This is a genomic window from uncultured Modestobacter sp. (genome assembly GCF_947486615.1).
GTDB lineage: Bacteria > Actinomycetota > Actinomycetes > Mycobacteriales > Geodermatophilaceae > Modestobacter.
Map to the genome: position 1 here is coordinate 398,434 of NZ_CANKUD010000003.1, position 23,932 is coordinate 422,365.

Below are 23,932 nucleotides of genomic sequence, written 5' to 3' on the forward strand. Positions count from 1 at the left end.
GGCGTGCGGTGATCGACAAGCGGGTGGCGACCCTCGCCGACGCCGTCGCCGGGATCTCCGACGGCGCCACGGTGCTGATCGGGGGCTTCGGTGACTCCGGCGTCCCGGTGGAGCTGGTGCACGCCCTGCTCGACCAGGGCGCCCGCGACCTGACGGTGGTCACCAACAACGCCGGGGCGGGGGAGAGCGACGTCGCGGCGCTGATCCGGGAGCGGCGGGTGCGCACGGTCGTCTGCTCCTACCCCCGGTCGATGGGCTCGATCTGGTTCGAGGAGCTGTGGCGGGCCGGCGAGATCGGCCTGGAGCTGGTGCCGCAGGGCACGCTGAGCGAGCGGATGCGCGCCGCCGGGGCCGGGCTGGGCGGGTTCTTCACCCCGACCGGCGCGGACACCCTGCTGGCCGAGGGCAAGGAGGTGCGCACCATCGGCGGCCGCCCGCACGTGTTCGAGCACCCGCTGCCGGGCGACGTCGCGCTGGTCAAGGCCCACCGCGCCGACCGGTGGGGCAACCTCGTCTACCGCAAGGCCGCCCGCAACTACGGCCCCACCATGGCGACCGCGGCCACGCTGACGGTGGTGCAGGTCGAGGAGTTCGTCGAGCTCGGCGACCTGGACCCCGAGGCGGTGGTGACGCCCGGCATCTTCGTCGACCGGGTGGCCGAGGTGGCGGCGTCGTGATCCGCCCGATCAGCGACGTCGCGATGGCCCGGCGGGTGGCCCGCGACATCCCGGACGGCGCCTACGTCAACCTGGGCATCGGGATGCCGATCCTGGTCGGCGACGTGGTCGGGCCGGACAAGGAGATCGTCTACCACAGCGAGAACGGCATCCTCGGGATGGGACCGGCCCCCGCACCCGGCGAGGAGGACCGCGAGCTGATCAACGCCGGCAAGCAGCCGGTCACCCTGCTGCCCGGCGGCAGCTACTTCCACCACACCGACGCCTTCGTGATGATGCGCGGCGGGCACATCGACATCTCCGTGCTCGGCGCCTTCCAGGTCTCCGAGAGCGGCGACCTGGCCAACTGGATCACCGACCTGGCCACCATGCCGCCGGCCGTCGGCGGAGCGATGGACCTGGCCGTGGGCGCGAAGCGGGTGCTGGTGATGACCACGCACACCACCCGGGACGGCCGCCCGAAGCTGCTGCCCCGCTGCACCTACCCGCTCACCGCCGCGCGGGTGGTCGACCGGGTCTACACCGACCTGGCGGTCCTGGACGTCGGCCCCGCCGGGCTGGTCGTCCGGGAGATGGCCCCGGGGCTCACCCGCGCGGAGCTGCAGTCGGTCACCGCCGCCCGGCTCACCTTCGCCGACGACGTCGGCGAGCTCGACCCGCACTGACCCGCACCGCCCGACCCCCGGAGGCAACGATGCCCCTGTCCCGCACCGCCCGCGCACTCGCCGCATGTGCCGCCCTCGGCCTGCTCACCGCGTGCGGGTCGGAGGAGTCGCCGTCCGGCTCGGCCGCGGAGTACCCGACCGAGGAGATCCGGCTGCTGGTGCCCTACGGGGCAGGCGGGCCCACCGACCTGGCCGCCCGCGCCTTCGGCGCCTCCCTGGAGGAGCAGCTGGGCCAGACGGTGGTGGTGGAGAACCTGCCCGGCGGCTCGGGAGCGCTCGCCACCCAGGAGCTGCTCGCCGCCGACCCCGACGGGCACACCCTCTCCCTGGCCACCGCGGGAACACTGGTGGTCACGCCGCTGGCCAACGAGGTCGGCTACACCAAGGACGACGTGACGCCGATCGGGGTGCTGACCGAGGTGCCGTCGGTGCTCGCCGTCGGCGCGGACTCGCCGTACGCGACCGTCGAGGACCTCGTCGCCGCGGCGGAGGAGCAGCCGGGCACGCTGAACGTGGGCACCCCGGGCGCCTCCACCCCGCAGGCGATCGAGCTGCAGCGGCTGGCCGACGAGTACGACGTCGAGGTCACCGCCGTGCCGTTCAACGGCAACGCGGAGATGACCACCGCCCTGCTGGGCGGCAACGTCGACGCGGTGCTGATCAACGCCTCCTCCGACGTCACCACCAACATCGACGCCGGCCAGTTCCAGCCGCTGGCGGTCTCCTCCGCCGAGCGGCTGTCCTGGCTGCCGGACACCCCGACCCTCGCCGAGTCCGGCTTCCCGGAGCTGACCCTGTCCGGGTCGACCTTCGGCCTCATCGGCCCCGGTGACCTGCCCGAGGAGATCGTCACCGAGCTGGAGGACGCCCTCCGGACGGCGGCCGAGGACCCGGCGGTCGTCGAGCAGGTCGGCGAGGAGTACGTGCCGGCGGAGTTCCAGGGCGCGGCCGAGTTCCAGGAGCTGCTCGACCGCACGCAGGAGGTCTACGAGCCGATCCTCGGCGGCTGACCCGCGGCGGGATCAGCGCAGCCGCGCCTCGGCGGCGGCCCAGGCCGGCTCGGCGCCGGTGGCCGGCTCGTAGCGCTGCACCTGCTGGGTCCCCCGCAGCAGCGCCCGCAGCTCCGCCAGCCCGCCGCTGACCGCGCCGCCCGCGCGGGCCTGCACCAGCACGTTGCCCAGCGCCGCCGCCTCCACCGGCCCGGCGACCACCGGCAGGCCGCAGGCGTCGGCGGTGAGCTGGCACAGCAGCGTGTTGCGGGCACCGCCGCCGACCAGGTGGACGACGTCCACGGACTGCCCGGAGAGCTCGGCCGCCTGGCGCACCGCGCGCCGGTAGGCCAGCGCCAGGCTGTCCAGGATGCAGCGGACGGTGGCCGCCTGGCTCTGCGGCGGCGTCTGCCCGGTCTCCCGGCAGACCTCGGCGATCCGGGCGGGCATGTCGCCGGGCGGCAGGAAGCGGTCGTCGTCGCAGTCCACGACCGCGCCGAAGGCCGGCTCCCGGACCGCCGCGTGCAGCAGCTCGGTGAGGTCGGCCGGCAGCCCGGCCGCCTGCCAGGTGCGCATCGACTCCTGCAGCAACCACAGCCCCATCACGTTGCGCAGGTAACGGACCGTTCCGTCCACCCCGAGCTCGTTGGTGAACCCCGCCGCCCGGCTGGCCTCGGTGAGCACCGGGGCGTCGAGCTCCATCCCGACCAGCGACCAGGTGCCACAGGAGACGTAGGCGAACCGCTCGGACTCCGCCGGCACCCCCACGACCGCCGAGGCGGTGTCGTGCGAGCCGACCGCCGTCACCGGCACCGGCCCGGTCAGCCCGGTCTCGGCGAGCACCTCACCGGTGAGCTCGCCGAGCCGGTCACCGGGCTGCCGCAGCGGCGGCAACAGCTCGTGCGGCAGGCGGAGCCGGTCGACAAGGTCGGTCGACCACCGCCGGGTGGTGGCGTCCAGCAGCCCGGTGGTGGAGGCGTTGGTGACCTCGGCCCCCACCGCCCCGGTCAGCCAGTACGCCAGCAGGTCCGGGATCAGCAGCGCGTGCCGGGCCAGCCCGAACCCGGCCAGCTGCCGCATCGCCGCGAGCTGGAACACCGTGTTGAACGGCAGGTGCTGCAGGCCGTTGACCCGGTACAGCTCGGCCGGCGACACCAGCTCGTGCACCCCGGGGACGGCGGTGGCGTGCCGGGCGTCCCGGTAGTGCACCGGGTTGCCCAGCAGCGCGCCGTCGGCGTCGAGCAGCCCGACGTCGACGGCCCAGCTGTCGATGCCCACGCCGTCCAGCGGCCCGGCGTCCCGGCCGGCGGCCCGCAGGCCGTCGCGCACCCCGCCGTAGAGGGCCAGCACGTCCCAGTGCAGCGTGCCGGCGACCCGGACCGGCCGGTTGGCGAACCGGTTGACCTCGTGCAGCTCCAGCCGCCCGGGCCCGACCCGCCCGACCATCACCCGCCCGCTCGAGGCCCCCAGGTCGACAGCGGCCAGGGTCAGCTCCCGACCGGCCGTGTTGGCCGACATGGCCGGGCTCAGCGGAGGAAGGCGGCGGCGACGCCGGAGTCGACGGGGACGTGCAGTCCGGTGGTCCGGGTGAGCTCGCCGCCGGTCAGCGCGAAGACGGCGTCGGCGACGTGCTCGGGCAGCACCTCGCGCTTGAGCAGGGTGCGCTGGGCGTAGTACTTGCCCAGCTCCTCCTCGGGGACGCCGTAGACCGCGGCCCGCTTGGCGCCCCAGCCGCCGGCGAAGATCCCCGACCCGCGCACGACGCCGTCGGGGTTGATGCCGTTGACCCGGATCTGGTGTTCGCCCAGCTCGGCGGCGAGCAGCCGCACCTGGTGCGCCTGGTCGGCCTTGGTCGAGGAGTAGGCGATGTTGCTGGGTCCGGCGAAGACCGCGTTCTTGCTGGAGATGTAGACGACGTCGCCGCCCATGCCCTGCTCGATCATGATCCGGGCCGCCTCGCGGGAGACCAGGAACGAGCCCTTGGCCATCACGTCGTGCTGGAGGTCCCAGTCCTGCTCCGTGGTCTCCAGCAGCGGCTTGGAGATCGACAGCCCGGCGTTGTTGACCACCAGGTCGACCCCGCCGAAGGCGAGCACCGCCGCCCGGAAGGCCGCGGCCACCGCCTCGGCGTCGCTGACGTCGGCGGCCACGCCCACCGCGACGTCGGTCGAGCCGATCTCCGCCGCGGCGTCGGTGGCCTTGGCCAGGTCCAGGTCGGCGACGACGACGCAGGCGCCCTCGGCGGCCAGCCGCTGGGCGATCGCCTTGCCGATCCCGCTGGCCGCGCCGGTGACCAGCGCGACCCGGGTGGCCAGCGGCTTGGGCTTCGGCATCCGGGCGAGCTTGGCCTCCTCCAGCGCCCAGTACTCGATCCGGAACTTCTCGCTCTCGTCGATCGGCGCGTAGGTCGACACCGCCTCGGCGCCGCGCATCACGTTGATCGCGTTGACGTAGAACTCACCGGCGACCCGGGCGGTCTGCTTGTTCGCCCCGAAGCTGAACATGCCGACGCCGGGCACCAGCACGATCGCCGGGTCGGCGCCGCGCATCGGCGGGGAGTCCGGGCCCGCGTGCCGCTCGTAGTAGGCGGCGTAGTCGGCGCGGTAGGCCTCGTGCAGCTCACGCAGCCGGGCGACGACGTCCTCGACCGGGGCGGACGCCGGCAGGTCGACCACCAGCGGGCGCACCTTGGTGCGCAGGAAGTGGTCGGGGCAGGAGGTGCCCAGCGCGGCCAGCCGTGGGTGCTCGGCCGACGCCAGGAAGTCCAGCACCACGTCGGTGTCGGTGTAGTGGCCGACCTGCGGCTTGTCGGTGCTCGCCAGCCCGCGGACGACGGGCAGCAGCGCGGCCGCCTTCGCCCGGCGTTCGGCCTCCGGCAGCGCCGCGTACCCGGGCAGCGGCGCCCCGAAGGGCTGCGGGCGGCCGCGCTCGGCGAGGAAGCGCTCCGCCGTCCGGATGATCTCGAGGCTGTTGGCCTCGCACTGCTCGCTGGTGTCGGCCCAGGCGGTGATGCCGTGCCCGCCCAGGACCGCCCCGATGGCCTGCGGGTTCTTCTCGGCGATCTCGGCGATGTCCAGCCCCAGCTGGAAGCCGGGACGGCGCCACGGCACCCAGACCACGCGGTCGCCGAAGCACTCGGCCGTCAGCGCCTCGCCGTCGGCCGCGGTGGCCAGCGCGATGCCGGAGTCGGGGTGCAGGTGGTCGACGTGCGCGGCGCGGACCAGCCCGTGCATCGCGGTGTCGATCGACGGCGCCGCCCCGCCCCGGCCGAACGCGCAGTGGTCGAACGCGGCGACCATCTCGTCCTCCCGGTCGACGCCGGGGTAGACGTCGACCAGCGAGCGCAGCCGGTCCAGCCGCAGCACCGCCAGGCCCGGCTCGGTGAGCGTGCCGAGGTCGCCGCCGGAGCCCTTCACCCAGAGCAGCTCGACCGGCTGCCCGGTCACCGGGTCGGTGCCGGTGCCGGCGGCGGAGGTGTTGCCGCCGGCGTAGTTGGTGTTCCGCGGGTCCGCGCCGAGGCGGTTCGAGCGGGTGAGCAGGTCACTGACCACGGGGTTCGTCATCTCGTCGTCCTCCAGTTCCTCAAGCGCCCCAGGAGGCCTGCTGGCCTCCGACGCGGTCGGTGGCGATCTGCTCCTGGTGCCCGGAGGCGGCGTAGGCCCGGTAGGGGTCGCCGGCCAGCCCCTTCGACTCGCGGAGCTGCGCGAGCAGCGGGCGGACGTCGGTGTTGTAGGCGTCCATCAGCGCACCGTTGGCGCCGAGCACGTCACCGGACTGCTGGGCGGCCCGCAGCGCCTCGCGGTCGACCAGCAGCGCCTTGGCGGTGGCCTCCTGCACGTTCATCACCGAGCGGATCTGGCCGGGGATCTTCGGCTCGATGTTGTGGCACTGGTCGAGCATGAAGTTGACGCCGGAGTCCGGCCGGAGCGCGTCGGCCCGGACGATCTCGTTCATGATCCGGAACAGCTGGAACGGGTCGGCCGCGCCGACGATCAGGTCGTCGTCGCCGTAGAAGCGGGAGTTGAAGTCGAAGGCGCCGAGCCGGCCCACCCGCAGCAGCTGGGCGACGATGAACTCGATGTTGGTGTTCGGCGCGTGGTGGCCGGTGTCCAGCACGACCTTCGCCTGCTCGCCCAGGGCCAGGCAGTGCAGCAGCGAGGTGCCCCAGTCGGGGACGTCCATCGTGTAGAAGTACGGCTCGTAGAACTTGTACTCCAGGATCAGCCGGTGCCCGGGGTCGAGCTCGGCGTAGATCTGCTGCAGCGACTCGGCCAGCCGGTCCTGCCGGTCGCGGATGTCGTCCTGGCCCGGGTAGTTGGTGCCGTCGGGCAGCCAGATCTTCAGGTCGGTCGAGCCGGTGGCCCGCATGACGTCGATGCACTGCACGTGGTGGGCCACGGCCTTCGCCCGCACCGCCGGGTCGGCGGAGGTGAGCGAGCCGAGCTTGTACTCGTCGGCCTGGAACAGGTTCGAGTTGATCGCGCCGATGGAGACGCCCTCGTCGGTGGCGTGCTGGGCGAGTTCGGCGAAGTCGTCGACCAGGTCCCACGGGATGTGCAGCGAGACCCGGGGAGCGGCGCCGGTGTACCGGTGGACGACGGCGGCGTCGCTGATCTTCTCGAACGGGTTCCGCGGGACGCCGGGGGTGCTGAACACCTTGAACCGGGTGCCGGCGTTGCCGAACGCCCAGGACGGCAGCTCGATGGTCTGCTCGGCGAGCGCGGTCAGGGCCTGGGCCTGGAGGTCGGTGGTCACGGGGTCTCTCCGTTCGTCGTAGTGGGCTCCCCGGCGGCCCGCAGCTGGGCGTCCAGGTCGAAGACGAGGTCGAGCGAGGACTTGCCGCGGCCGTCCCCGGTCTCGAAGAAGGGCGCCATCTCGGCCTCCCAGCGGGCGCTGACCTCGGCGGCGTCGACGGCGGCCTGGGCGGCATCCAGGTCATCGGTCTGCACGGTGCCGACGAGCAGGCCGTCGTCCCGCAGGAACAGCTGGTAGTCCCGCCAGCCGGCGTCGCGCAGCGCGCGGAGCATCTCCGGCCAGACGGCGGCGTGCCGTGCGCGGTACTCGGCGAGCCGGTCGGCCCGGACCTGCAGGGTGAAACAGACCCGCGACACGACGTCTCCTCACTGAAACGATTCACAAGGTGCTGTGGGCCACAGTAGGATGCTGTGTGCGAGCGGTCAACGGGCCCGCCGGGAACCGAGGGGGCAGCGCTGACCGTCAGCATCCGGGACGTCGCCGTCTCCGCCGGCGTCTCGGTGGGCACGGTCAGCAACGTCCTGAACCGGCCCGACTCGGTCAGCCCCGCGACCCGCGACCGGGTGCTCGCCGCCATCCACACCCTCGGCTTCGTGCGCAACGAGTCGGCCCGCCAGCTGCGCGCCGGCCACAGCCGCACCATCGGGCTGGTGGTGCTCGACATCGCCAACCCCTTCTTCACCGACGTCGCCCGCGGGGTGGAGGAGGTGGCCAACGCGCAGGGGCTGTCGGTGGTGCTGTGCAACTCCGACGGCCGGCCCGACAAGGAGGCCGCCCACCTCGACGCGCTCACCGAGCAGCGGGTGCGCGGCGTCGTCCTCACCCCGACCGCCGAGATCTCCCCGCAGGTCGGGACGCTGCGGCAGCGCGGCGTCCCGGTGGTGCTGCTGGACCGCCGCGCGCCCGGTCCCGACCAGTGCGCCGTGGCCGTGGACGACGTCCTGGGCGGCCGGCTGGCCGCCGGGCACCTGCTCGGCCAGGGGCACCGCCGGATCGCGTTCATCGGCGGCCCGGGCGGGCTGCCGCAGCTGCAGGAGCGCTACGAGGGGGTCGTCGCCGCCGTCCGGGAGGGCACCGGCTCCGACGAGGCCCTCGTGCTGATCACCCCCGAGACGCTCACCGTGGCCGGTGGCCGCGAGGCGGCGGCCCGCCTCCTCGCGCTGCCGGCCGGGCAGCGTCCCACCGCCGCGGTCTGCGCGAACGACCTGCTGGCGATGGGCGCGCTCCAGGAGATGGTCCGCCGGGAGCTCCGGGTGCCCGACGACTTCGCCCTCGTCGGCTACGACGACATCGACTACGCCGCGGCCGCCGCCGTCCCGCTGACCTCGGTCCGCAAGCCCCGCCAGGAGCTCGGCCGCCGAGCGGCGGAGCTGCTGCTGGACGAGGCTGCGGGTGAGGGCCACGAGCACCAGCAACCGGTCTTCGAGCCCGTGCTCGTCGCCCGGGAGTCCAGCACGGTCCGGCACCCCCGCCGGTCCGTGGCGAGCTGAGCGGAGGTCTCAGGTGAAGGTCGCACTGTTCGCCACCTGCCTGGTGGACACCATGACCCCGAGCGTCGCCCACGCCACCGCAGCGCTCCTGCAGCGGCTGGGGCAGGAGGTCGTCGTCCCGCCGGCGCAGGCGTGCTGCGGTCAGATGCACGTCAACACCGGCTACCGGCGCGAGGCGGTGTCGATCGTCGCCAACCACGTGCGGGCCTTCGAGGGCGCGGAGGTGATCGTCGCGCCGTCCGGCTCGTGCGTGGCCTCGATCCACCACCAGCAGGCCGCCGTCGCCCGGCGGGCCGGGGACGAGGCGCTGGCCCAGGCCGCCGAGGAGCTGGCCGGGCGCACCCACGAGCTGTCCCAGTTCCTGGTCGACGTCCTCGGGGTGACCGACGTGGGCGCCTACTACCCGCACCGGGTCACCTACCACCCGACCTGCCACTCGCTGAGGCTGCTCCGGGTCGGCGACGCGCCCCTGCAGCTGCTGCGGGCGGTGCGCGGGCTGGAGCTGGTGGAGCTGCCCGGCGCCGAGCAGTGCTGCGGCTTCGGCGGCACCTTCGCGGTGAAGAACGCCGACACCTCGACCGCGATGCTCACCGACAAGATGGCCAACGTGCTCGGCACGCACGCCGAGGTCTGCACCGCCGGGGACGCCTCCTGCCTGATGCACATCGGCGGCGGCCTCTCCCGGCTCCGGGCCGGCACCCGCACCGTGCACCTGGCCGAGATCCTGGCCTCGACGGAGGAAGCCGTGACCCCTGACCAGAAGGCCATCCCGGCGGTGACCGCGTGACCGCCGTCGACCTGGGCATGCCCGGCCTGCCGCACGCCCCGCGCGGGGTGGGGCACCTGCGCGGTGCCGAGTCCTTCCCGGACGCCGCCCGCGGGGCGCTGCGCAACGGCCAGCTGCGGGCCAACCTCGGCCACGCCACCAGCACCATCCGCGGCAAGCGGGCCAACGTGGTCGGCGAGCTGCCCGACTGGGAGCAGCTGCGCGCCGCCGGCAAGGCGCTGAAGACCGCCACGATGGCCCGCCTCGACGAGCACCTGGAGGAGCTCGAGCGCCAGGTGACCGCCCGCGGCGGCGTCGTCCACTGGGCCCGGGACGCGAACGAGGCCAACGAGATCGTGACCCGGCTGGTGCAGGCCACCGGCACGTCCGAGGTGGTCAAGGTCAAGTCGATGGCCACCCAGGAGATCGGCCTGAACGAGGCGCTGGAGGCCGCCGGGCTCGACGTCTTCGAGACCGACCTGGCCGAGCTGATCGTGCAGCTGGGGGAGGACAGCCCGTCGCACATCCTGGTGCCGGCGATCCACAAGAACCGCGCCGAGATCCGGGAGATCTTCGCCCGCACCATCCCCGGCGTCGACCCGGGCCTGACCGACGACCCCCGGCAGCTGGCCATGGCCGCCCGGGCGCACCTGCGCGAGCGGTTCCTGCGGGCCCGGGTCGCGGTCAGCGGCGCGAACTTCGGCGTCGCGGAGACCGGCACGCTCACCGTGGTCGAGTCCGAGGGCAACGGCCGGATGTGCCTGACCCTGCCGGAGACGCTGATCACCGTGATGGGGATCGAGAAGGTGGTGCCCACCTGGCGCGACCTGGAGGTGTTCCTGCAGCTGCTGCCGCGCTCCTCCACCGGCGAGCGGATGAACCCCTACACCTCGGCCTGGGCCGGGGTGACCCCCGGCGACGGGCCGCAGGAGTTCCACCTGGTGCTGCTGGACAACGGCCGCACCGCGGTGCTCGCCGACGAGGTGGGCCGGGAGGCGCTGCACTGCATCCGCTGCTCGGCGTGCCTGAACGTCTGCCCGGTGTACGAGCGGGCCGGCGGGCACTCCTACGGCTCGGTGTACCCCGGGCCGATCGGCGCGGTGCTCTCCCCGATGCTCACCGGCGTCGAGGACAACGCCTCGCTGCCCTACGCCTCGTCGCTGTGCGGAGCCTGCTACGACGTCTGCCCGGTGGCCATCGACATCCCCTCGATCCTGGTGCACCTGCGCGGCGAGCACGTCGAGGCCGTCGCCCGGGACCGGGATCGGCCGACGGCGGAGGCGGTCGCCTTCCGCGGTCTGGCGAAGGCGATGTCGCATCCCCGGCTGTGGCACCTGGCCCAGCGGGCGGCCCGGCTCGGCCGGCTGGTCTCCCGCGGCAGGCCCACGCTGCCGAACGCGCTGCCGCCGCCGATCTCCGGCTGGACGCGCAGCCGCGATCTGCCGACCCCGCCGACGAAGACGTTCGTGCAGCAGTGGACCGAGGAGCACCGGTCATGACTGGTTCCACGTGCAACACGACCGGTGGACGACGGTGAGCGCCCGCGAGGAGGTGCTGGCCCGGGTCCGCCAGGCGCTGGGGGAGACCCGGACGCCGGTGCCCGAGGTGGTGCGGGACTACCGGCTCACCGACGGCCGGCCGGCGGGGGACGAGGAGTTGCTGACCCTGCTGGTCGACCGGGTGGAGGACTACCGCGCCACGGTGCTCCGCTGCGGCCCGGCCGAGGTCGGCGCGACGGTGCGGGCCGCCCTGGACCAGGGGCTGGGCACCGGGTGGGCGGCCGGCGACGTCGTCGTCGCGCCCGGGCTGGCCGCGGACTGGCGCCCGGCCGGCTGCGACGTGGACGACGACCGCCCCGCGGTGCAGCTGGCCGAGCGGGCGGCCTCGGTCACCGCGGTGGCCGTGGCGATCGCCGAGACCGGCACCCTGGTGCTCGACGGCTCCCCCGCCTGCGGGCGGCGGGCGCTGTCCCTGCTGCCGGACTGCCTGGTCTGCGTGGTCACCGCCGACCAGGTGGTGGGCAGCGTGCCCGAGGGCCTGGCCCGGCTGGACCCGTTGCGCCCACTGACCATGGTCAGTGGGCCGTCGGCCACCAGCGACATCGAGCTGCAGCGGGTCGAGGGCGTGCACGGCCCGCGCACGCTGCTGGTGGTGCTGGTCGGCGGCTGATCAGCCGTTGCGGGTCGGCGGCTGCCCCTTCGCGCGGGCGGCCTGCGCCTGCGCCGGGTCGTAGGCGCAGGCGTCGCCGATCTCGGCGGCCGGGTCCGCCGCCGCGCTCGTGGCCGGCGCGCTGCTCGTCCCGGGCTCGCTCGACGGGGCGGCCGACGACGACGGCGCGGACGACGGGGCCGTCGTCCCGGCGGCCGGTGAGGTGTCCGACGGGCCGGCCAGCGCCTGCTGGACCAGCGCGCGGATCCGGTCGTAGTCCGGGTAGGCCGGGTCGATCACCGTGTTGTCGAAGACCACGCTGCGGATCGGCGCGTCCTTGACCCGCAGGCCCAGGTCGACGACGTCGCCCAGCACCCGCTGGGGCACGTCGGTGGAGACGATGTCCTGGGTGGTCGCGGCGAGCTGCTGGAAGCGGGTCAGCAGGGTCAGCGGGTCGGCGGCGTCGACGATGGCGTCGATGACGCACCGCTGGCGGTCCATCCGCTGGTAGTCGGTCAGACCGAACCGGCCGCGGCTGTAGGCCAGCGCGGTGGCGCCGTCCATCTGCTGGTCGGGGCCGGGGGCGATGTAGGCGTCCGGGAAGATGTTCAGGGTCGGCTCGCCACCGACCGGGACGTAGTAGTTGACGTCGACGGTGATGCCGCCCAGGGCGTCGACCAGCTGGCTGAAACCGTCGAGGTTGACCAGCACGTAGTAGTCGATGTGCAGGCCGAGCGCCTCGCCGACGCCCAGCTTCAGGAAGTCCGCCCCCGGGTCGTCGGTGGGGCCCAGGACGTCGGGGTACCAGGCCGGGCCGTTGCGGTAGACGGCGTTGAGCAGGCTCTCGCTCTCCGACCCGGCGTCGAACCCGTCGGGGTAGACCTCGGCGAGCGGGCTGTCGGCCGGGAAGGGGAGGTCCTCCAGGTTGCGGGGGAGGCTGAACAGCGTCGTCGCCCCGGTCTCCACCTGGATGTTGGCGACGATCACCGTGTCGGTGCGGACGCCCTCGCGACCCTCGCCGCCGTCGCCCCCCAGCAGCAGGATGTTGAGCTCCTCGCGGTCACCGAAGAGCTCCTCGGCCTCGTCGGTGACGGTGGCGCTCTCCCCGTCGGCGAAGACGGTGTCCACCAGGTCGCGCTGGGCGTCGGCGATCCGCACCGCCCAGCCGGCCGGGACGACGACGGCCAGGCAGAGCGCGAGGACGACGAGACCACCGACGGCGTGCTGCCAGCCCCGCAGTGGCCGGGGGCGCACCGCGAGGTACCCGGTGACGACGACGGCCAGCCAGGCCAGCGCCGCGACGCAGATGCCACCGATCACCCAGAGCAGGGCGGTGGAGTCGACCGCGAGCCGGATGGCGTCCCGCCAGCCGACGGCGGCCAGCCAGACGCCGCCGGCAAGCAGCAGGAGGAAGACGGCGAGCACGGCGGCGCCGAGCCGTCGCCGTCCGCTGGCCAGGAAGGCGGTGCCGGGGACGGCCGCGCCGAGGACCGTGAGCCCCAGGGCCGGACCGAAGCCGGATGCGGCGTGCCGGCCGCCACGGTGGGCCGGGGGGTCGCCGGCGAGCGGGAGGCCGGTGGTCGCCCGGACGTCGACCGGGTCGATCCGCTCGGTGTCGCCGGGCCGCCACCGGCGGCTGCCGTGCTGGTTCCCCTCGCTCATGCGGCTGCCAGGACTCCGGTCATCCGGCCATGTTCCCACTGATCGGTGGACGGATGCCGTCCTGATCGTCCGGGATCACCCGCACGAGCAGCCCACTGTGATCCAGCGCACGCCGCCACGACTGGACCGACGTCGGGCGGGTACCTCTTCAGCGGACGCCGGAGCCCACCGCCGGCGTCGAGGAACCTGGCCCGCGGCCGGGCCGTTGTCCCGGGCACGTGGTTACGGTGCCGTAGGTTACGGGACCGTAGGTGGCTGACCAGGGAGGTCCACGTGTCGGAGACGTCGCCGCAGGGCGCACTGCTCATCGAGCTCGAGCCGGTGGTCGAGGAGAACCTCGACCGGCACATCGGCCTGGCGCAGGAATGGCACCCGCACGACTACGTCCCGTGGTCCCAGGGCCGCGACTTCGCCTTCCTGGGCGGGGAGGACTGGGCCCCGGAGCAGTCGAAGCTGGACGAGACGGCCAAGGCCGCGATGTTCACCAACCTGCTCACCGAGGACAACCTGCCCAGCTACCACCGGGAGATCGCCACCCGGTTCGGCCGGGACGGCGCCTGGGGCACCTGGGTCGGCCGCTGGACGGCGGAGGAGAACCGGCACGGCATCGCGCTGCGCGACTACCTCGTCGTCACCCGCGGGGTCGACCCGGTCGAGCTCGAGCGGGCCCGGATGGACTACATGACCTCGGGCTACGACTCCGGCGACAAGACCCCGCTGGAGGCGGTCGCCTACGTCTCGTTCCAGGAGCTGGCGACCCGGGTGAGCCACCGGAACACCGGCAAGGCCACCGGCGACCCGATCGCCGACCGGCTGCTCGCCCGGATCGCCAAGGACGAGAACCTGCACATGGTCTTCTACCGCAACATCGTCTCCGCGGCGTTCGACATCGCCCCGGACGAGACGATGCGCGCGGTCGCCGACGAGGTGATGCGCTTCGAGATGCCCGGCGCCTCGATGGCCGGCTTCCGGAAGAACTCGGTGCTCATCGCCAAGGCCGGCATCTACGACCTGCGGCTGCACCACGACGAGGTCATCTCCCCGGTGCTGCGGGCCTGGAAGGTGTTCGAGCGCACCAACCTGGGCCCGGCCGGCGAGCAGGCCCGCGAGGAGCTGGCCCAGTTCATGGTCGGCCTGGACGCGCAGGCGACCAAGTTCGTGGAGAGCCGCGAGCGGATGCGCGCCCGGATGCAGGCCAGGTCCGACACCGAGATCGCCCCGCTCTCCCAGACCTGATCCGGGGGCCGACCGGGCGGTCGGCCCCCGGATCAGTTCAGTAGACGAACTGCGTCATGCTGCTGCGCAGGTCGCTGGCCATCCGGGACAGCTCGTCCACGGCCTGCCGGGTCTGCCCCAGCGACTGCGTCGTCGAGGACGCCGCCGCCGACACCCCGGTGATGTTGGTGGCGATCTCGGTCGATCCGCCGGCGGCCTCCTGCACCGACCGGGACATCTCGTTCGTGGTGGCGGTCTGCTCCTCCACCGCACTGGCGATGGTCAGCTGGAAGTCGTTGATCGAGCCGATGATCTCCGAGATCCGGCCGATCGCCGACACCGCACCACCGGTGTCGCCCTGGATCGCCTCCACCCGGCGGGCGATGTCCTCGGTCGCCCGCGCCGTCTCCTGCGCCAGCTCCTTCACCTCGTTGGCCACCACGGCGAACCCCTTGCCCGCCTCACCCGCCCGCGCGGCCTCGATCGTGGCGTTGAGCGCCAGCAGGTTGGTCTGCTCCGCGATGCTGGTGATGGTCTTGACCACCGCACCGATCTCCTGCGACGAGATCCCCAGCTTGGTGATGGTCTGCGTGGTGGTCTCGGCCTCGGTCACCGCCTGCGCGGCGACCCGCGCCGCCTCGTTGGCGTTCTGCGAGATCTCCCGGATCGAGGCACCCATCTCCTCGGCACCGGCCGCGACCGTCGCCACGTTCCGGGACACCTCCTCCGCGGCGGCCGAGACGACACCGGACTGCGCCGAGGTCTCCTCCGCCGAGGCCGAGATCTGCGCCGAGGACGCCGACAGCTCCTCCGAGGAGGCGGCCACCGCGTCCGCCGAGGCGGCGACCTGGGTCATCACCGAACGGAGGTTGGCCACCGCAGCGTCCAGCGCCCGGCTCATCGCACCCAGCTCGCACTCGGTCCCGAAGGCACTGGCCTGGGTCAGATCACCGGCGGCCAGCGCCTCGGCGACCCGCTGCACGCACCGCACGCCCGCCGCCAGGCCGCGGGCGATGACGACGCCGAACGCGACGGCCATGGCCAGCCCGGCCAGGACGACCACCACGACGAGCGTCCGCTGGCTGCCGTAGGCCGCCTCCGCGTCAGCGGCCGCATCACTCCCCTCGGCCCGCTCCTGGGCGATCAGCTGGTCGATGTCCGCCTCGGCGCGCTCCACGAGGGGCCGGACGGTTGCGTCGTTGGCGGCCCGCCAGCCGGCCGCGTCCCCCGACAGCGCGAGCGGGCGGAGGGTCGTCGTGACCGCGGTGCCGTAGTCGGCGAAGGACTGCCGGGCATCGACCAGCACGGCCTCCTTGTCGGAGGCCAACCCACCCGTGGAGTACGCGGTGGCGGCGTCGGCGAACGCGGTCTCCAGGTCGGGGATCCGGTCCAGCGCGCCCTGCGCGCCGGCCGCATCGCCGGCGATGAGCGCATCCCGGGTGGCCACCCGCACGTCCGCGAGCGCGGTGCGCATGTCACCGCTGGCCGCGACGCGCAGCATGTTCTCCTCGTAGAGGACCTGGGTGCGGTCGGCGGTCCGGCCGAGGGCCTGCAGCCCGAGGAAGCCCACGACCACCGAGATCGACGCGGCGAGGCACACCGCGGTGAGCACCTTCGTCTGGACGCTCCGGTCGAACCACCACTGCAGCAGCCGGATCCGTGTACGCGGGTAGGTGCTGATCTCTTCTGCTGCTGCGCTCATGGATGCTCCTGCGACGACGCGACGGGCCTGCCAACCGACGTCTTCGGCAGCGGCGGGCCGACCTCGCGGCGACCGCCCGCGATCGTTCCGGTTCGTGATCGGCCACAACACCAACATCACGGATCGTTACCGACGACGACGCCGGGCACATGCCGCCCCTCTCGGCGACCGCGACGGGGACACCCCGCGCCGTGCGCCTACGCTCGGACCCCGTGCGCCTGGCCACCTGGAACGTGAACTCCATCCGCAGTCGAGTGGACCGGGTCGAGGCCTGGCTGCAGCGCAGCGACGTCGACGTCCTGGCGCTGCAGGAGACCAAGTGCAAGGACGAGCAGTTCCCCGAGGACCGGTTCCGGGCGCTGGGCTACGAGGTCGCGCACGTCGGCCACTCGCAGTGGAACGGGGTGGCGCTGCTGTCCCGGGTGGGCCTGACCGACGTCGAGGTGGGCTTCCCGGGCATGCCGTCGTGGGCCAAGGAGGGCGCCGAGCCGGTCGCGGAGGCCCGCGCGCTGGGCGCGACCTGCGGCGGCGTGCGGGTGTGGAGCCTGTACGTGCCCAACGGCCGCACCCTCACCGATCCGCACCTGCAGTACAAGCTGGAGTGGCTGGAGGCGCTGCGGGTGCACGCCGGCGGCTGGCTCACCGCGGACGCCGAGGCGCAGGTGGCCCTGGTCGGCGACTGGAACATCGCCCCCCAGGACGACGACGTCTGGGACATCTCGGTGTTCAGCCACTCCACGCACGTCTCCGAGCCCGAGCGCGCGGCGTTCCGCGGTGTGGTCGAGGCGGGGTTCACCGACGTCGTCCGGCCGTACACGCCGGGCCCGGGCGTCTACACGTACTGGGACTACACGCAGCTGCGCTTCCCCCGCCGCGAGGGCATGCGGATCGACTTCGTGCTCGGCTCCCCCGCGCTGGCCCGGCGGGTCTCCGACGCCCGGATCGACCGCGAGGAGCGCAAGGGCAAGGGCGCCAGCGACCACGCCCCGGTGATCGTCGACCTGGCCGACTGACCCAGCTCAGTCGGCGTCCGGTGCCGAGACCAGGTGCACGATGCCGGCCGGGCTGCTGATCCAGTAGGCCGCCGTGGTGCCCAGCGGCTCGATCTCGTCACAGCGGGCCACCGCGTGGGCGGCCAGGTGCTCGGCCGCGGCCGCGGTGTCGTCGGTCGTCACCTGGAGCCACAGCTCTGCCTGGCTCATGCCCGGGACGCGGTCGATCCACAGCCGGTTGGCGCCGAACTCGAAGCCGACGGACTCCGGGCCGCTGTCGAACGGGTTGTCCAGCTCGCGCAGCCCGAGGGTGTCCCGGTAGAAGCGGACGGTCGCCTCCCACTGGTGGGGCGGCACCTTCATGGCGATGTTGCGGCCCCCGGCGAAGTCCGGGCCTGCTGTCGTGCTCATGACGCCCCTCTCGTCCGTCCGTGGCGTCATCCTGGCCGACTCCACTGGGCGATCCCAGACGGTGCCGCCGCCGGCGGCGTGGTCGTGGCGGTTCCGCGGAACCGTCGTGCACGGCTGACCAGCGGTTCTGTCAGTGCTCTCGTCTAGGTTCGAACACATGATCGATGCGCTGGTCACTCCCCCGCCGCTGTCCGTCGTCGCTGACGCCACCGAACAGGTCGAGCCGCTCGAGTCGCTCGGCGATCGGATCCGCGCCGGAGCCGTGCAGCTGGCCGCGGCGACGGCGGCCTGGTTGCGACTGGTCGCCGAGTTCGACGAGCGGGAGGGCTGGCGGGGGATCGGCATCACCTCGTGCGCGCACTGGCTGGCCTGGAAGTGCGCGCTGACGCCGGGAACGGCCCGGCAGCACGTCCGGGTGGCGCGGGCGCTGCGTGAGCTGCCACTGATCAGCGCCGCCTTCTCCGCCGGCGAGCTCTCCTACTCGAAGGTGCGCGCACTGACCCGGGTCGCCGAGCCGGGCACCGAGGCCGAGCTCGTCGAGTTCGCCCGGCACGCCACCGCCTCCCAGGTCGAGCGCACCGTGCGCGCTTGGCGCCGGGCCGATGACGTCGACGCGGGCCGGGTGGCCGACCGGCGCCGGTTCTCCTGGTGGATCGAGGACGACGGGATGATCTCGGTCCAGGTCCGGATGGAGGCCGAGCACGGCGCCGAGTTCCTCGCGGCGATCGAGTCCCTCGCCGAACGGGACGCCCGCCGGGACCGAGCTGCCCGTGCCAAGGCGCGGGCCGTCGAGGCCGACGGGCCACGGCCGGCCATGGCGGCCGGGGTGAGCGCCGAAGCCGGCGCCGGAGTCCCGACCGGAGCCCACGCCGGACCCGGGGTCCCGACTGCCGCCGACCCGGCGGGCGGAACCGCCGCCGGCGGGGCGACGGCCATCGGTGACGTCGCTGCGGAGGACGGCAGTGCCGTCGACCCCACCGCAGCGGACACGGTCGAGCCGCTGGCCGTGACCACCGAACGCCGCTGCCGGGCGATGACGCTGCTGGCCGCGGCGGCGGCCGACGCCGACCGCCGGGCCGGAGACCCGCCGCGCCGCGAGGTGGTGGTGGTCGTGGACGCCGCAGTGCTCGCCGACGACGAGGCCGCGGGACGCGCCGCGCTGGAAGGCGGTCCTGCCCTCACCCCCGCCCAGGCCCGGCGGCTGGCGTGCGACGCGGCCGTCACCGCGATCGTCACCGACGGCCCCGAGGTGCTGGCCCAGGGCCGCTCACGGCGGTACGCCACCCGTGCCCAACGCCGGGCACTGCTGCTCCGCGACGGCGGCTGCGCCCGGCCCGGGTGCGAGGAGACCCGGCCGGAGCGGCTGCACGCCCACCACCTGCGGCACTGGCTGCACGGCGGCCGCACCGACGTCTCCAACCTGGTGCTGCTCTGCGACGTCGATCACGGGCTGGTCCACGACCACGACCTGGCGCTCAGCCGGCGCGGCGGCCGGCTGGTCGCCGTGGCCCCGGACGGCGGGCGGCCGTGGGAGGACACCGCGGAACGGTTCCGCGGAACCGCCGCCGAGGGGCTCACCGCCCTGCTCCCGCCCCCGCACCTCCTGCCCGCAGCACTGCCCTCCGACGGGGAGCGGATGGACCTGCGGCACGTCGTCTGGGCGCTGATGGCCCATCGCGATGTGGTGCGGCGCCGCGCCGCCTGAGCGGAAGCGCGACCCGCCCGGGCCCGTTGCAGGAGGGGATGACCACCGCGCTCACCGCTCCGCCCGTCGCCCCGGTCCCTGTCCGCACCCCCAGACCGCTCGAGCTCCGCGCTGTCATCGGGGGCGGTGCTGCACCAGCCCGACCGGGATCGGGCCGGGCCAGACGGCCTCCAGCGCCTCCGCGGTCTCCTCGCGCAGCTCGGTGGCCGCGCCGACGGTGCACACCCGGATCGGGTCGTTCCCCGGCGCGGACTCCCGGACGTCGGCCACCACGACGGTGATGTTGTCCGTGGGCGGGCCGGCCAGCGCGGCGTCCCGCAGCCGGGCGGCGGCCTCGGCGGGGGTGCCCGGCGCGGCGAGCAGGTCGCGCAGCACGTCGGGCGGGACGACGTCGGACAGCCCGTCGGAGCAGACCATCAGCCGATCGCCGGGCCGGGCGTCCAGCCGGAGCACGTCGACGGCCGCCACGTCGTCGTCCGCGCCGTGCAGCGCCGCGTAGACCGCCGAGCGCTGCGGGTGCACCTTCGCCTCGGCCGGGGTGATCGAGCCGGCGTCGATCAGCGCCTGGACCAGGGTGTGGTCGGTGCTGATCTGCTGCAGCTCGCCGTCGTGCAGCAGGTAGCCGCGGGAGTCGCCGATGTGCAGCAGCGCCAGCCCCTGGGCATCGGAGTGCACCGCGGTCATCGTCGTCGCCATGGTGCGCAGCCGCGGCCGCTCGGTGTAGGCGGCCCGGATCCGCTCGTTCGCGCTGGCCACCACCCGCACCGGGTCGTCGGCGCCGTCCCCGGTGCTGCCCGCGGCCAGCGGGGCCAGCCAGTTCGCCACCAGGGACGACGCCACAGCGCCACCGACGTTGCCGCCGACCCCGTCGGCGATGGCGATGAGCAGCGGCCCGGCGACCGCGGAGTCCTGGTTGTCCGGGCGCGGCCCACGGGTGGAGACGGCAGCACTGTCCAGCACGAGCACGTCTCTCACCTCCTCGACCAGCCCTGGCACCGCGAACGCAGCGTCGTCGAACGGTAGATCACGGCCCCGGCGGCCGCCCGCGAGCGGCGTCCGCGGGACCCCGAGCCTGCCAGCTCCCGTCTGCCGGACCGGCGACGACACGTAACCTCGGCCCCCGTGCTCGTGCTGCTGCCCCCGTCGGAGACCAAGCACCCCGGCGGGGACGGCGCCCCGCTGGACCTCACCGCCCTGAGCAGCCCCGAGCTGAACCCGCTGCGCGAGCAACTGGTCCAGGCGGTCCTGGAGCTGGCCGGCGACGTCCCGGCTGCCCGGTCCGCGCTGGGCCTCTCCCCCGCCCAGGACGACGAGATCGCCCGCAACGCCGCGCTCCGGTCCAGCCCGACGATGCCGGCGATCGAGCGCTACACCGGCGTCCTCTACGACGCCCTGGACGTCCGCTCGCTGTCCCGCGCGCAGCGGCGGCGGGCCGATGGCCGGCTGGCGGTCGGCTCCGCGCTGTTCGGGCTGCTGCGCGCCGACGACGCCGTCCCGGCCTACCGCCTCTCCGCCGGCAGCTCGCTGCCGGGCCTGCCCACCCTGCGGTCGCTGTGGAAGCCGGTGCTGACCGACGTGCTCACCGGGATCGACGACCTGGTGGTGGACCTGCGGTCCGGCGCCTACGCCGACCTGGCGCCCGTCGCAGGGGCGGTCACCGTCTCCGTGCTCAGCGAACGGCCGGACGGCACCCGCGCCGTGGTCAGCCACTTCAACAAGGCGCACAAGGGCCGGCTGGCGCGGTTGCTGGCCACCACCACCGGCGAGCCGGACTCCGTCGTCCGGCTGCGGGCACTGCTCCGCCGGGCGGGGTTGCACGTGGAACACGCAACCGACCGGAAGGCGCCCGGCACCGAGCTCACCCTGGTGGTCCCCGCCGCCGCCGTCACCCGCTGAGCTGAGTTCCTCAACGCTGAGAGACCCAGTACGGTCGCCGGGGTGACCAGCGCCGAGGACCTCTGCACCCGCCCGGCCACCGAGCTCGCGGCGATGCTGCGGGCCCGCGAGGTCTCGGCCCGGGAGCTGCTGGACGCCCACCTGGCGCGGATCGACCGGCTGAACCCCGAGCTGAACGCCATCGTCACGCTCGACCCGGAGGGCGCCCGCGCCGCCGCCGACGCCGCCGATGCGGCGCTGGCCGCCGGGGAGCCGGTCGGACCGCTGCACGGGCTGCCGGTCGCGCACAAGGACACCCACGCCACCGGCGGCATGCGCACCACCTGGGGCTCGCCGCTGCACGCCGAGACCGTGCCGGCGCGCGACGAGCTGGCCGTGGCCCGGCTGCGTGCCGCCGGGGCCATCCGGATCGGCAAGACGAACGTGCCGGAGTTCGCGGCCGGCTCGCACACCTTCAACACCCTCTTCGGCGCCACGCACAACCCCTACCGGCACGGGCTGTCCGCCGGCGGCTCCTCCGGTGGGGCCGCAGCCGCGCTGGCCGCCGGGCTGGTGCCGCTCGCCGAGGGCAGCGACATGGGCGGCTCGCTGCGCAACCCGGCCGCGTTCTGCAACGTCGTGGGCCTGCGGCCCACCCCCGGCCGGGTGCCCACCCACCCGGCGGCGATCGGCTGGTCGCAGCTGTCGGTGCAGGGGCCGCTGGGCCGCACGGTCGCCGACGTGGCGCTCACCCTGTCCGCGCTGGCCGGGCCCGACCCCCGGGTACCGATCGCGCTGAGCGACCCGGGCGCCCCGTTCGCCGCCCCGCTGCCCACCGAGCTGCGGGACCTACGGGTCGCCTGGGCGCCCGACCTGGGCGGGCAGGTGCCGGTCGACCCGGCGATCACCGAGACGCTGACCGCCTCCCTCGGCGTCCTCACCGACCTGGGCGCCACCGTGGAGGAGGCCTGCCCGGACCTGCGCGGGGCCGACGAGGCGTTCGGCGTGCTGCGCGCCTGGCTGTTCGAGGCGAGCTTCGGCGACCTGGTCCGCCGCAACCCGGAGGCGGTCAAGGAGACGATCCGCTGGAACGCCGCCCGCGGCGCGGAGCTGACCGGCGCGGACGTCGGCCGGGCGGAGGTGGCGCACACGAAGCTCTTCGAGCGGGTGGTGGCGTTCTTCGAGCGGTACGACGTGCTGCTGGCCCCCACCACCCAGGTGCTGCCCTTCCCGGTCGAGCAGGAGTACCCGACCGAGGTGGCCGGCGTGCCGCAGGAGGACTACCTGGGCTGGATGCGCTCCTGCACGCTGATCTCGGCGACCGGCTGCCCGGCGCTGTCGGTCCCCGGCGGGTTCACCGCCGACGGGCTGCCGGTGGGGCTGCAGATCGTGGGTCCGCCGCGCGCCGACCGCCGGGTGCTGGAGGTCGGGCACGCGTTGGAGCAGGCCACCGGCTTCGGCCGGCGTCGTCCCGACCTGGACTGAGTCAGTCGGCCTTCGGCCCGGCCACCCGGTAGGCGCCCCCGTCGCCGGGCGTGCCGGCGGGGCGGCGCGCCTTGGCGTCGACGACCTTCTCCTCGTGCCGGGCGAAGACCACGGTGCCGACCAGGAACAGCCCGGAGATGATCAGGACGACGGCGGTGACGGCGTTGACGAACGGCAGGTCCACGCCGATCAGCGCCAGCACCCCGAGCGCGACGAGCACCAGCGCCGCGAGCACCGCCCCGGCGGCGCGCAGCGGGCTCCTGCCGACCTCCTCCACGCCTTCCTGCGCCTTCTCCTTGGCGTAGTCCAGCGGCTTGGCCGCCCACGGGAACCGGGTGGCCAGCACCGCCAGGCCGGCCGCGACGAGCACGAACCCCGGCCCGGGCAGGACGAGGAGGCAGATCCCGGCGAGGGTCAGCAGCCCCCCGAGGACGGCGATCACGACGGTCTTCACGGATCCGTTGTGCCCCACTGATCGCCGGTCCACGCCAGCCGCGCGGAGTGTCGGACCCCCGCCCAGGATGGGGTCATGACCGGACCAGCCCAGCCCACCGCCGCGGACCTCGCCGACCGGACGGGACTGGACGAGCAGCTGCTCGGCGTCCCCGTCCCGCTGCCGGCGCTGCGCGACCCGCTGCCGGCCGTCCGGCTCGACTACACGCACTTCAGCGTGCTGCTGCGCACCGACCGCCGGCTGGCCGCGGTCGCCGGGGTGGGCATCGACGGCGCCCTGCTGCAGGACCGGCCACGGGCCGGCATCGACTGGCGGCTGGACCCGCGACTGCCCGCCGATCAGCAGACCGGGGAGGCCGTCTACGCCCGCAACGACCTCGACCGCGGGCACCTGGTGCGCCGGGCCGACGCGGTCTGGGGCGCCACCGACGCGGAGGCCCAGCGCGGCAACGAGGACACCTTCTTCCTGACCAACGCCGCGCCGCAGGCCGCCGCGTTCAACCAGGGCGCGGAGCTCTGGCTCGGTCTCGAGGACCTCCTGCTGGCCAACGCGGAGACCGGCGAACGCCGGCTGGTGGTCTTCACCGGCCCGGTGCTCGACCCCGCCGACCCGGTCTACCGCGGCGTCCAGCTGCCGCTGCGGTTCTGGAAGGTGGCGGCCTTCCTCGACGGCGGCGGGCTCGGCGCCACCGGTTACCTGCTGGACCAGACCCAGCTGATCGGCCGGCTGCCCGCGCGCGCCGCCGCCTCCCCTCCCCCGCCCGGCGCCTTCCGCACCTTCGGCGTCCCGATCGCCGACCTCGCCGCGCTCACCGGCCTGGACCTGGACCAGCTGGCCGTCGCCGACCGGCTGCCCACCGTGGTCGGGCAGCCGGCCGGCGACCCCGGCGTGCCGGCCGGCTGGGTGCCGTTGACCTCACCCGACCAGGTGCGCCGTTGACC

22 protein-coding genes are annotated in these 23,932 nt (G+C 74.3%); 13 read left to right on the forward strand and 9 right to left on the reverse strand.

Annotation, left to right across the window (positions count from 1 at the left end):
• Window positions 1–8 precede the first annotated feature (8 nt).
• The 3 genes from Q1A09_RS08170 to Q1A09_RS08180 are packed head-to-tail and all read left to right on the forward strand — an operon-like array spanning window position 9 to window position 2,352.
• Window positions 9–677: a 3-oxoacid CoA-transferase subunit A gene (locus Q1A09_RS08170; protein WP_299953438.1), complete on the forward strand. Its 669-nt coding sequence runs from the start codon at window positions 9–11 to the stop codon at window positions 675–677.
• A 23-nt stretch (window positions 678–700) separates the two neighbouring features.
• Window positions 701–1,342: a 3-oxoacid CoA-transferase subunit B gene (locus tag Q1A09_RS08175; protein ID WP_366139764.1), complete on the forward strand. Its 642-nt coding sequence runs from the start codon at window positions 701–703 to the stop codon at window positions 1,340–1,342.
• Window positions 1,343–1,371: 29 nt separating this feature from the next.
• Window positions 1,372–2,352, forward strand: a complete 981-nt coding sequence (locus Q1A09_RS08180; protein ID WP_299953440.1) for a tripartite tricarboxylate transporter substrate binding protein — start codon at window positions 1,372–1,374, stop codon at window positions 2,350–2,352.
• A 12-nt stretch (window positions 2,353–2,364) separates the two neighbouring features.
• On the opposite strand, the gene Q1A09_RS08185 is transcribed toward Q1A09_RS08180, so the two are convergent.
• Genes Q1A09_RS08185 through Q1A09_RS08200 form a run of 4 tightly spaced genes read right to left on the reverse strand, consistent with a single transcriptional unit; the run spans window position 2,365 to window position 7,442 of the window.
• Window positions 2,365–3,849, reverse strand: a complete 1,485-nt coding sequence (locus Q1A09_RS08185; protein ID WP_299953442.1) for a rhamnulokinase family protein — start codon at window positions 3,847–3,849, stop codon at window positions 2,365–2,367.
• 8 nt (window positions 3,850–3,857) lie between these two features.
• Window positions 3,858–5,894 carry a bifunctional aldolase/short-chain dehydrogenase gene (locus Q1A09_RS08190; RefSeq protein ID WP_299953444.1) on the reverse strand — a complete coding sequence of 679 codons (2,037 nt, stop codon included), beginning with the start codon at window positions 5,892–5,894 and terminating at the stop codon, window positions 3,858–3,860.
• A 19-nt stretch (window positions 5,895–5,913) separates the two neighbouring features.
• Window positions 5,914–7,086 carry an L-rhamnose isomerase gene (gene rhaI, locus Q1A09_RS08195; protein ID WP_299953446.1) on the reverse strand — a complete coding sequence of 391 codons (1,173 nt, stop codon included), beginning with the start codon at window positions 7,084–7,086 and terminating at the stop codon, window positions 5,914–5,916.
• Complete coding sequence (locus Q1A09_RS08200; protein ID WP_299953448.1) at window positions 7,083–7,442, reverse strand: L-rhamnose mutarotase; 360 nt, start codon at window positions 7,440–7,442, stop codon at window positions 7,083–7,085. The genes rhaI and Q1A09_RS08200 overlap by 4 nt, the downstream gene beginning before the upstream one ends.
• 54 nt (window positions 7,443–7,496) lie before the next feature.
• Between Q1A09_RS08200 and Q1A09_RS08205 the strand changes: the two genes are divergently transcribed.
• Genes Q1A09_RS08205 through Q1A09_RS08220 form a run of 4 tightly spaced genes read left to right on the forward strand, consistent with a single transcriptional unit; the run spans window position 7,497 to window position 11,511 of the window.
• Window positions 7,497–8,576 (forward strand): LacI family DNA-binding transcriptional regulator, encoded by a 1,080-nt coding sequence (locus Q1A09_RS08205; RefSeq protein ID WP_299953450.1) that lies wholly within the window; start codon window positions 7,497–7,499, stop codon window positions 8,574–8,576.
• Between the two features lie 13 nt (window positions 8,577–8,589).
• Window positions 8,590–9,363, forward strand: a complete 774-nt coding sequence (locus tag Q1A09_RS08210) for a (Fe-S)-binding protein (protein WP_299953452.1) — start codon at window positions 8,590–8,592, stop codon at window positions 9,361–9,363.
• Window positions 9,360–10,841, forward strand: a complete 1,482-nt coding sequence (locus Q1A09_RS08215) for a LutB/LldF family L-lactate oxidation iron-sulfur protein (RefSeq protein WP_299953453.1) — start codon at window positions 9,360–9,362, stop codon at window positions 10,839–10,841. The genes Q1A09_RS08210 and Q1A09_RS08215 overlap by 4 nt, the downstream gene beginning before the upstream one ends.
• A gap of 34 nt (window positions 10,842–10,875) precedes the next feature.
• Window positions 10,876–11,511 carry an LUD domain-containing protein gene (locus Q1A09_RS08220; protein ID WP_299953454.1) on the forward strand — a complete coding sequence of 212 codons (636 nt, stop codon included), beginning with the start codon at window positions 10,876–10,878 and terminating at the stop codon, window positions 11,509–11,511.
• On the opposite strand, the gene Q1A09_RS08225 is transcribed toward Q1A09_RS08220, so the two are convergent.
• Window positions 11,512–13,152, reverse strand: a complete 1,641-nt coding sequence (locus Q1A09_RS08225) for an LCP family protein (RefSeq protein ID WP_299953456.1) — start codon at window positions 13,150–13,152, stop codon at window positions 11,512–11,514.
• 273 nt (window positions 13,153–13,425) lie between these two features.
• On the opposite strand from Q1A09_RS08225, the gene Q1A09_RS08230 reads away from it, so the two are divergent.
• Window positions 13,426–14,388: an acyl-ACP desaturase gene (locus Q1A09_RS08230; protein WP_299953457.1), complete on the forward strand. Its 963-nt coding sequence runs from the start codon at window positions 13,426–13,428 to the stop codon at window positions 14,386–14,388.
• Window positions 14,389–14,425: 37 nt separating this feature from the next.
• On the opposite strand, the gene Q1A09_RS08235 is transcribed toward Q1A09_RS08230, so the two are convergent.
• On the reverse strand, window positions 14,426–16,069 hold the full coding sequence (locus Q1A09_RS08235; protein WP_299953459.1) for a methyl-accepting chemotaxis protein: 1,644 nt from the start codon (window positions 16,067–16,069) through the stop codon (window positions 14,426–14,428).
• Window positions 16,070–16,281: 212 nt separating this feature from the next.
• On the opposite strand from Q1A09_RS08235, the gene Q1A09_RS08240 reads away from it, so the two are divergent.
• On the forward strand, window positions 16,282–17,082 hold the full coding sequence (locus Q1A09_RS08240; protein ID WP_299953461.1) for an exodeoxyribonuclease III: 801 nt from the start codon (window positions 16,282–16,284) through the stop codon (window positions 17,080–17,082).
• Between the two features lie 6 nt (window positions 17,083–17,088).
• On the opposite strand, the gene Q1A09_RS08245 is transcribed toward Q1A09_RS08240, so the two are convergent.
• Window positions 17,089–17,472: a hypothetical protein gene (locus tag Q1A09_RS08245; RefSeq protein ID WP_299953463.1), complete on the reverse strand. Its 384-nt coding sequence runs from the start codon at window positions 17,470–17,472 to the stop codon at window positions 17,089–17,091.
• A 157-nt stretch (window positions 17,473–17,629) separates the two neighbouring features.
• On the opposite strand from Q1A09_RS08245, the gene Q1A09_RS08250 reads away from it, so the two are divergent.
• Entirely contained in the window at window positions 17,630–19,177 is a 1,548-nt protein-coding gene (locus Q1A09_RS08250) for an HNH endonuclease signature motif containing protein (RefSeq protein ID WP_299953465.1), read from the forward strand.
• A 114-nt stretch (window positions 19,178–19,291) separates the two neighbouring features.
• Here the strand turns inward: Q1A09_RS08250 and Q1A09_RS08255 are convergent, their stop codons facing one another.
• Window positions 19,292–20,143 carry a PP2C family serine/threonine-protein phosphatase gene (locus tag Q1A09_RS08255; RefSeq protein ID WP_299953467.1) on the reverse strand — a complete coding sequence of 284 codons (852 nt, stop codon included), beginning with the start codon at window positions 20,141–20,143 and terminating at the stop codon, window positions 19,292–19,294.
• 156 nt (window positions 20,144–20,299) lie between these two features.
• Here Q1A09_RS08255 and yaaA point away from each other — a divergent pair, with 156 nt between their 5' ends.
• Window positions 20,300–21,073: a peroxide stress protein YaaA gene (yaaA, locus tag Q1A09_RS08260; protein ID WP_299953468.1), complete on the forward strand. Its 774-nt coding sequence runs from the start codon at window positions 20,300–20,302 to the stop codon at window positions 21,071–21,073.
• 42 nt (window positions 21,074–21,115) lie between these two features.
• Window positions 21,116–22,537, forward strand: a complete 1,422-nt coding sequence (locus tag Q1A09_RS08265; RefSeq protein ID WP_299953470.1) for an amidase — start codon at window positions 21,116–21,118, stop codon at window positions 22,535–22,537.
• A 1-nt stretch (window position 22,538) separates the two neighbouring features.
• Here Q1A09_RS08265 and Q1A09_RS08270 read toward each other — a convergent pair whose 3' ends face one another.
• Window positions 22,539–22,991: a PGPGW domain-containing protein gene (locus tag Q1A09_RS08270; RefSeq protein ID WP_299953471.1), complete on the reverse strand. Its 453-nt coding sequence runs from the start codon at window positions 22,989–22,991 to the stop codon at window positions 22,539–22,541.
• 75 nt (window positions 22,992–23,066) lie between these two features.
• On the opposite strand from Q1A09_RS08270, the gene Q1A09_RS08275 reads away from it, so the two are divergent.
• Window positions 23,067–23,930, forward strand: coding sequence for a DNA/RNA non-specific endonuclease (locus tag Q1A09_RS08275; RefSeq protein ID WP_299953472.1), 864 nt, complete (start codon window positions 23,067–23,069; stop codon window positions 23,928–23,930).
• The last annotated feature ends 2 nt before the right edge of the window (window positions 23,931–23,932 follow it).